The 367-nt window shown below is 58.3% G+C and carries 1 pseudogene; it reads left to right on the forward strand.

Annotation, left to right across the window (positions count from 1 at the left end):
* Positions 1 to 75: 75 nt before the first annotated feature.
* A pseudogene (locus NJ75_RS24150) lies at positions 76 to 288 on the forward strand (IS110 family transposase); the annotation flags it as partial.
* Positions 289 to 367 lie beyond the last annotated feature (79 nt).

The raw sequence follows: 367 nt of genomic DNA on the forward strand, positions 1-367 counted from the left end.
GAGGAGCATGGCCAAGAATGGCGAAAATCCGCCAATCAGGCCGCGTTCCTCCGCATTATGGGGACCTCGTGATTAGTCAAGGCCCAGAAGAACGACGACCGCGATGCTGAGGCGATCGCAGAAGCGGCGACCCGGCCAACGATGCGATTTGTTGAACTAAAGTGCGAAGAACAACTCGACATGCAGTCCCTGCACCGCATTCGTGACCAACTCGTCGGTGACCGCACCTCGCTGATGAACCAGATCCGGAGCTTGCTTCTGGAACGCGGTCATATCGTTCTGCAAGGATGTGCGGATTCCGAGGTCATCGCGCGCACTGTTCCGATTTGATCGCGCGCGGCATTCCGAGGTGATCGCGCGCAGCGTT

Source organism: Novosphingobium subterraneum (assembly GCF_000807925.1).
Taxonomy (GTDB): Bacteria; Pseudomonadota; Alphaproteobacteria; order Sphingomonadales; family Sphingomonadaceae; genus Novosphingobium; species Novosphingobium subterraneum.